The sequence below is a fragment of the Rhodococcus sp. ENV425 genome, from assembly GCF_002887785.1.
Taxonomy (GTDB): Bacteria; Actinomycetota; Actinomycetes; order Mycobacteriales; family Mycobacteriaceae; genus Rhodococcus; species Rhodococcus aetherivorans.
Window position 1 is genome coordinate 1 of sequence record NZ_PCZU01000240.1, and the last position, 929, is coordinate 929.

1 protein-coding gene is annotated in these 929 nt (G+C 75.5%); it reads left to right on the forward strand.

What is annotated here, in order from left to right:
• Positions 1–929, forward strand: a 929-nt coding sequence (locus CQZ88_RS20770; protein WP_102800227.1) for an iron ABC transporter permease, incomplete at both ends; no start/stop codon positions are given.

The window sequence follows — 929 nt, forward strand, 5'->3', positions numbered from 1 at the left end:
TCGGGCAGGTGCCCACGTCGCCGGCCGAGGTGATCGGCAGCGTGCTGCACCGCGCCGGGCTCGACCTGGGGCCGCTGCCCGCCCACCCGGCCGGGGAGGTCACGCTGTGGGAGGTGCGGTTCCCGCGGGTGGTGCTGGCCGTCCTGGTCGGCGCGTCGCTGGGCTGCGCGGGGGCCCTGTTGCAGGGGGTGTTCGCCAACCCGCTGGCCGAGCCCGGCGTGATCGGCGTGTCCGCGGGCGCCGCCGTCGGCGCGTGCGCCGCGATCGTGCTCGGCGGCGCGTTCACCGCCGGATGGGCCCTGGCCGGCGCCGCGTTCGCCACCGGTCTGCTGACCACGAGCCTGGTGTACGTGCTCTCGCGTTCCGAGGGCCGCACCGAGGTGGTGACGGTCATCCTCACCGGCGTGGCGGTCAACGCGTTCGCCGGCGGCCTGATCGCCCTGTTCACCTTCGTCGCCACCCCCGCCGCCCGCGACCAGATCGTCTTCTGGCAGCTCGGCAGCCTGGGCGGGGCCACGTGGGACGTCGTGGCGGTGGTCGCGCCGCTGGCGCTGGGCGGGATCGCGGCGGCCGTCGTGCTCGCCCCGAAGCTGGACCTGCTCGCCCTCGGCGAGCACGTCGCGCGGCATCTCGGTGTCGACGTCGAACGGGTGCGGCAGGCCGCCATCGTGATCGTCGCCGTGCTGGTGTGCTCCGGGGTCGCGTTCACCGGCATCATCCTGTTCGTCGGCCTCGTGGTGCCGCACCTGATGCGGATCGCGCTCGGGCCCGCGCACCGCGTGCTGATCCCCGCCGCCGCGCTGTGCGGCGCGGTGGTGCTGCTGGCCGCGGACCTCGGCGCCCGCACCCTGGTGGAGAACGCGGACCTGCCGCTGGGCATGCTGACCTCGCTGGTCGGCGGCCCGGTGTTCTTCTGGATGCTGCGCCGC